Source organism: Pseudomonas spelaei (genome assembly GCF_009724245.1).
Taxonomy (GTDB): Bacteria; Pseudomonadota; Gammaproteobacteria; order Pseudomonadales; family Pseudomonadaceae; genus Aquipseudomonas; species Aquipseudomonas spelaei.
This window is the reverse complement of sequence record NZ_WNNK01000026.1, coordinates 75191-81443: the sequence shown is the minus strand read 5'-3', so window position 1 is coordinate 81443 and position 6253 is coordinate 75191. Positions and strand designations below refer to the sequence as shown.

5 protein-coding genes are annotated in these 6253 nt (G+C 59.8%); 2 read left to right on the top strand and 3 right to left on the bottom strand.

Features of this window, described 5'->3' with window-relative positions:
• Positions 1–113: 113 nt before the first annotated feature.
• The gene (locus tag GNF76_RS24655) at positions 114–584 is read right to left on the bottom strand and encodes an Lrp/AsnC family transcriptional regulator (protein ID WP_155585688.1); all 471 of its coding nucleotides are present in this window, start codon (positions 582–584) and stop codon (positions 114–116) included.
• A gap of 123 nt (positions 585–707) precedes the next feature.
• Between GNF76_RS24655 and GNF76_RS24650 the strand changes: the two genes are divergently transcribed.
• Together GNF76_RS24650 and GNF76_RS24645 are read left to right on the top strand one after the other, a co-directional pair.
• Complete coding sequence (locus GNF76_RS24650) at positions 708–1958, top strand: methionine gamma-lyase (RefSeq protein ID WP_155585687.1); 1251 nt, start codon at positions 708–710, stop codon at positions 1956–1958.
• Between the two features lie 280 nt (positions 1959–2238).
• Positions 2239–2952, top strand: a complete 714-nt coding sequence (locus tag GNF76_RS24645) for a helix-turn-helix transcriptional regulator (protein WP_155585686.1) — start codon at positions 2239–2241, stop codon at positions 2950–2952.
• 111 nt (positions 2953–3063) lie between these two features.
• Here GNF76_RS24645 and GNF76_RS24640 read toward each other — a convergent pair whose 3' ends face one another.
• Both GNF76_RS24640 and macA read right to left on the bottom strand, forming a co-directional pair.
• Positions 3064–5022, bottom strand: coding sequence for a MacB family efflux pump subunit (locus GNF76_RS24640; RefSeq protein ID WP_155585685.1), 1959 nt, complete (start codon positions 5020–5022; stop codon positions 3064–3066).
• A 3-nt stretch (positions 5023–5025) separates the two neighbouring features.
• Positions 5026–6177, bottom strand: a complete 1152-nt coding sequence (gene macA, locus GNF76_RS24635; RefSeq protein ID WP_155585684.1) for a macrolide transporter subunit MacA — start codon at positions 6175–6177, stop codon at positions 5026–5028.
• Positions 6178–6253: the final 76 nt, after the last annotated feature.

Below are 6253 nucleotides of genomic sequence, written 5' to 3'. Positions count from 1 at the left end.
GGCGTTTGCCAAAAGTGACCCGCTGTAAGAGCGGAACCAATAGCCGCCGTAACCGCAGGAATGGATATGTACTCCATCAAACCAAAGCCCTGGTCGGCTACCAGGCCGCCACGTCACCCCGGCAACGGAATCACCCTCAACGCCCTCACCGACTTATACGAAAAGCTCGAATAAATCTCCTTAACACACGGCAACGTCTGCAAAACCTCCCGCGCAAACTCCCCAAACGACTCCAGATCCTTCGCCACCACCTCCAGCAAAAAATCATACCGCCCCGAAACGTTATGACACGCCACAATCTCGGGAATCCCCAACAGCCGCTGCTCAAACGCCCGAGCAATTTCCTTGGAATGGGTATCCATCATGATGCTGACAAACGCCGTCACCCCATACCCCAGCGCCTTGGGCGAAAGAATCGCCTGATAACCACTGATCACCCCACTGTCTTCCAAATGCTTCACCCGTCGCCAACACGGCGAAGTGGTCAGGGAAACACGCTCGGCCAGCTCGGCCACGGTCAAACGGGCATTGCCCTGCAAGGCATCCAGCAGGGCTTTATCGGTACGGTCCAGGCTTCCAGGCATATCTTGCCTCAAAAGTTTATTTTTATTGATTTTCATCCCAACCCGAAGGGGTTTCCCGGCAAAGTATGGAATGTTCGGCCTCGGTCATGAGCATAGCATTGTGGGAAAAAGGAGCGCCCTACCATGAACAATAAACACAACACGTTCGGCTTTTCCACCCGTGCCATCCACCACGGCTATGACCCACAAGACCACCACGGCGCCCTGATCCCGCCGATCTACCTCAGTGCCACCTTCGCCTTCCCCACCGCCGAATACGGCGCCGGCTGCTTTGCCGGCGAAGAGCGCGGCCACTTCTATACGCGCATCTCCAACCCGACCCTGGCCCTGCTGGAATCACGCATGGCCACCCTGGAAAACGGCGAAGCCGCCGTGGCCTTCAGCTCCGGCATGGGGGCAATCGCCGCCACCTTCTGGACCCTGCTGCGCCCAGGTGACGAAATCATCGTCAGCCAGACGCTCTACGGCTGTACCTTCGCCCTGCTGCACCACGGTATCGGCGAGTTCGGCGTCAAGGTGCGCCACGTCGACCTATCGGACCTGGCCGCCTTGCGCGCGGCGCTCTCGCCTCAAACCCGCATGATCTACTTCGAAACCCCGGCCAACCCCAATCTGCAATTGGTGGACATCGCAGCCGTGGCCGAGATCGCCCACCAGCAACCCGGTATCACCGTGGTGGTGGATAACACCTATTGCACCCCCTACCTGCAACGACCTCTGGAAATGGGCGCCGATGTGGTGGTGCATTCAGCCACCAAATACCTCAGCGGCCACGGCGATATCACCGCCGGGATCGCCGTCACCACCCAGGCCCTGGCTCAACGGATTCGCTTGCAAGGCCTCAAGGACCTGACCGGCGCCGTGCTGTCGCCCCAGGATGCATTTCTGCTGATGCGCGGTCTCAAAACGCTGGCCCTGCGCATGGACCGTCACTGCAGTAACGCCCAGGCCATTGCCGAAGCATTGCAGGCGCATCCGGCAGTGGAGTGGGTCACCTACCCGGGCCTGGCGTCGTTCCCGCAGTACGCGCTGGCCGCCCGCCAGATGAAGTTGGCCGGCGGCATGATTGCCTTCGAACTCAAGGGTGGCATCGATACTGGCCGGCGTTTCATGAATGCGCTCAAGTTGTTCAGCCGTGCGGTGAGCCTGGGGGATGCCGAGTCATTGGCCCAGCACCCGGCGAGCATGACCCACTCCACCTACACCCCGGAAGAGCGCGCCCATCACGGGATTTCCGAAGGGCTGGTGCGGCTGTCGGCAGGCCTTGAGGACATCGCCGATTTGCTGGCCGATGTGCATCAGGCCCTGGCCAAATGCATCAAGCGTGCACCGATGGCAAAGCCTGCGGCTCAGCTTGAGGTACACGCCAAGTAAGTCCACGCCGAGGAGGCGTCCGCCTCCTCGACACACCACTGCAACAGTGCAGTGTTCAACTACCCCCGCCGATAGACCATTCTGTCCGACTCTGCCTGGTTGTCGCCCCGGCACGACTTAATATTTTTTTTACGGATTGGATCCCCCTGCTATCCCAAGGCTGTACTAGGATACGACTCGGCAGCCACTACTATCACTGTAGGTTATTCACTCTACTTATCATCTTAAAACCCGTCGCTATAAGGCTGCCCCTTTACCCACAAAACTCATGGACGAAATGATGAACTCACACCTGTTCCCACACATTGGCAAGGTCATCGCCAGCACCGGCAGTCGCCACTTTCCGCGCATGCTGCATGACCTGATCCTGACCCAACTGGATGTGGATGCCACGCACATTACGCAATTGCGTGTGAATTCAGAGGACCACCCGAAGCGCAAGGCGTGTACTGGCCTGCTCCCGGTCTACACCGACCCGGTAGCCGGCAGCACCCACACAGCGCCTGTGACATCGGACCCGGCATGGCCCGCTGCCCAGTTGCACCTGACTCGGCGCAAGGACGATTTCAATTACGTGCTCTCGGTGTATCGCTCACACCAGTCGCAGAATTTTTCTGCCCAGGAACGGATCATCCTGCAGGATTTCTCTTCACTGCTGCTGCCTATGGTTGAAAAACACATCACCGCGATCCAGCCGTGCAGCAATGACACCAGCCCCCTCACCCAGGGCAGCGAAAACCAGGGTATCGAAACCCTGCGCCGACGCTTTGACGAACGCCTGGCGCAGTCGGGCCTGAAGCTGTCGAACCGTGAACTGGAAGTGTGTGTCGGCATGCTGGCCGGGCGTACTGCGCCGGAACTGGCCGAGCAGTTGGCGCTGAAGGTCAACACCATCGAGAGCTACCTCAAGCGTGCCGCGATCAAGATGGGCATCAGTGGGCGGCACTCGTTACTGCGTTGGATGTATTCGGCACAAGACGGCACGGCCCTGTAGCCCCTTGTAGCCGCTGCCGAGATGCGAACCGCAGGCCGCCCTCAGGGCCTGCTTCGCAGTCCATCGCAGCCTCGTACCTCGGCAGCGGCTACAAAATGCCCGCTGCCCTCTTCAATCCCGCGCCAGTGCTTCGATAGGGTCCAGCCGCGCCGCATTGCGCGCCGGCACAAAGCCAAACACGATGCCGATCATTGTCGAACAGGCAAACGCCGTGACAATCGAGCCCACGGAAAACACCATCTCCCATTCTTTGACGAACAACGAGAACAACAAGCCGATGCCCAACGACAGCGAGATGCCGATCATCCCGCCAATCAGGCAGACCATCACCGCTTCCACCAGGAACTGCTGACGAATATCCGACTGCCGCGCACCAACCGCCATGCGGATGCCAATCTCGCGGGTGCGTTCGGTGACCGACACCAGCATGATATTCATCACCCCAATCCCACCCACCAGCAACGAAATCACCGCAATCAGCGACAGCAGCAACGTCAGGGAACGGCTGGTTTTCTGCACCGTCTGCATGATGCTGTCGAGGTTGTTGGTGAAGAAGTCCTTGGTACCGTGACGCTGCTGCATGAGCTTGTTGACGTTATCTTCCACCACCTTGCTCGGCTGCCCGTCTTTGATACGCACGGTGATGCTGTCCAGATGACGCTGCCCCAATAACCGACCGGCCGCAGTCTCATAAGGCACCCAGATTTGAAGAGCCTTGCTGGCGGCGAACATGTTCTTGTTTTCCTTCGTCACGCCAATCACCGTACACGGCAGGTTGCCGATCAGTATCACCTGGCCCAACGGGTCTACCCCCGCGCCGAAAAGCCGGTGACGGGTATTGTGATCGATCACCACCACCTGCGCCTGACGCCTGGCATCGCTTTCGCTGAAAGAAATGCCAGCGTCCAGCTTCAGGCCCTTGACCTGGAAGTAGCGGTCGCTGACACCGTTCACCTGAGCATCCACGTCTATGTTGCCGTAGCGCAACAGCAGGTTGCGGCCCACCATCGGGGTCGCGCTGTCCACGTAGTACAGCTGGTTCAACGCGTCCACATCGGAGGGCAGAAGGGTCTCGATAGCCGAGGCCCGGCTGTCACCAAAACTGGTGCCGGGCAAGATGTCGATGGTGTTGCTCGCAATGGCCTGGATGTCCTTGAGCACATAGCGCTTGGCGCCTTCGCCAATCGCTGAAATCGACACCACAGACGTGATGCCGATGACGATACCCAGCATGGTCAACAAGGTGCGCATACGATGGGAGACCAGCGCCACCCACGCCATGTTGAACGCCTCCTTGAACAACCCGAGACTGGCCACCAAGCGCCGTGGACCACTGTGTCTGGGCTCGATGGGGACTTCGTTGGGCAGCTCCAGGCCACTGCTTTCGTTGGCGCGGTCGCTGACAATTTCGCCGTCGCGCACCTCGATGATCCGCTGGGCATTGGCCGCCACTTTCGGGTCGTGGGTAACGATAATCACGGTGTGCCCGGCTGCGTGCAACTCCGCCAGGATACGCATCACTTCCTTGCCGCTGTGGGTATCAAGGGCGCCGGTAGGTTCGTCGGCGAGGATCACTTCCCCGCCATTCATCAGCGCCCGGGCGATACTCACCCGCTGTTGCTGGCCACCCGAAAGCTGGCTGGGTCGATGGGTCAAATGCCCCGATAACCCCAGCCGAGCCAACAACTCCCCGGCCCGGTTGTAGCGCTGGGTCTGAGGCGTGCCGGCATAAATTGCCGGCATTTCCACGTTGTGCAAGGCACTCAGGTGCGCCAACAAATGGTAGCGTTGGAAGATAAAACCGAAGTAGTCGCGACGCAGTTCGGCCAATTGCTCATCGTTGAGGGACCGGGTTTCGATGCCATTGATCTTGTAGCTGCCGGCCGTGGCGTAATCCAGCCCGCCGAGGATGTTCATCAGGGTCGACTTACCCGAGCCCGAGGCTCCGGTGATCGCCACCATTTCCCCGGCATTGATCGTCAGGTCGATGCCTTTGAGGGCAATGAACTCCCGGTCGCCGGCCATGAAACTGCGGGTAATGCCTTTAAGTTCCAGTAATGGCTGACTCATCCGTCAGCCCCCCGCCACAGCGGGCGCAGCATCGCCGATCACCACCTGGTCACCCTCAACCAGGCCATCGGTGATCTGCACCTTGACGTTGTTATTGATACCGGTCTGGACATTACGCGAGGTGGCCTTACCCTTTGCACCCAGCACCCGTACCGTGAAACTGCCATCGGCATTGCGCGGGCCGAGCGCCGCCACCGGCACCGTCAGCGCCGCCTTGGCGGTGTCCAGCACGATGCGCACCTGGGCGGTCATGGCGATGCGCAGACGGTGGTCGACGTTGGGCACCTCGAACAACGCGTTGTAGAACACCGCCGTGTTCTGTTTCGGAGTCCCGGCGGGCTGGGTGTCGAGGAAGTTCTGTGGCGCAGGTTCCGTACCGCGCAGCTTGGCGTAGTAGCGCTTGTCGGCCTCGCCGAGAATGGTGAAGTACACCTGCTGGCCGGGGCTGATATGGATGACGTCCGCCTCCGACACCTGGGCCTTGACGGTCATGGTGTCCAGGTCTGCCAGCTTGAGCAGCACCGGCGCCAACTGGCTGGCGATCACGGTCTGGCCTTCCTGAGTGACGATACCCACTACGTCGCCGTCAATTGGCGCGACGATGCGGGTGTAGTCCAGGTTGACCTTGGCGGTGTCGATCTGAATGTGCGCACTCTTGATCTGTGCATCCAGGGCCAGCAGGTTGGCCTGTTGCACATGGTAGCTGGACTCGGCGTTCTCGAAATCCTGGCGCGACACCGACTCGTCGTCCTGCAGCCCCTGGTAACGCTCGTAGACCGATTTGGCCTGCTTGAGCTGGGCGGCAGTGGCGCGGCGCTGGGCCTGGAGGTTTTCCTCATCCACCTGAGCTTTGCGCAGGGTATTTTGCAAGATCAGCGGATCGATTTCCGCCAGCCACTGCCCCTTCTTCACCTTGTCCCCAAGCTTGACCTTGAGGGACTTCAACTGACCGGAAACCTGGGCACCGACATCCACCTGTTTGATGCCCTCCAGAAGACCGGTGGCCAGCACCGCATTCTCAATATCGCCACGTTCAGCGGTAGCGGTAAGGTACTGCGGCGCGTCTGCCGGTGCTTGCACCGCATAGACAACCAACCCCGCCGCAACCACCAACACCAGGCCCAATCCAACCTTGCGAAACTTCGACTTTTCCATAAATGACCACAAAAGGTGTTGAGGGCAAGCCCGACCGGGTGTGGTCGGGCCTCACTTAAATCTTCAGATCGATGCA